This is a genomic window from Wolbachia endosymbiont of Tuta absoluta, from assembly GCF_059414725.1.
This window is the reverse complement of the sequence record NZ_JBNRJY010000488.1, coordinates 1-400: the sequence shown is the minus strand read 5'-3', so window position 1 is coordinate 400 and position 400 is coordinate 1. Positions and strand designations below refer to the sequence as shown.

The 400-nt window shown below is 40.0% G+C and carries 1 protein-coding gene; it reads right to left on the bottom strand.

The annotated features are described in order from the left end of the window. Positions 1-42: 42 nt before the first annotated feature. Entirely contained in the window at positions 43-345 is a 303-nt protein-coding gene (locus ACJ5GX_RS05325) for a ribonuclease H family protein (RefSeq protein WP_495292778.1), read from the bottom strand. Positions 346-400 lie beyond the last annotated feature (55 nt).

Genomic DNA, 400 nt, shown 5'->3' with positions numbered 1-400 from the left:
TATTGCAATAGACCCTCTATAGTAACGATGCCTTCAGTGTAGCTAAAAGATCGATCTCGCCTCCACACAGGCCAAAAATTCTCCCTTCTCATTTATTTCTAGCCTCATTAAGTCATTAGCCAGAATATGTACCTCTTTAGCCAATGGGCGTCTTGAAACTTGCAAGTGGGCTAGACTTCCCATGCTCCCTGCTTTTCTACTTAAAGCATCTGCCACAACATTAGCTTTTCCCGGATGATACAAGATAGTGATATCATAGTCCTTCAGTAGTTCCATCCATCTCCTCTGTCTCAAATTCAAATCTTTCTGAATAAAGACATACTGTAAACTACGATGATCGATCATCTTCGTCATACCTAATCACATTTTCTGGTGGAGTTATTTTGCCATCAACTACATT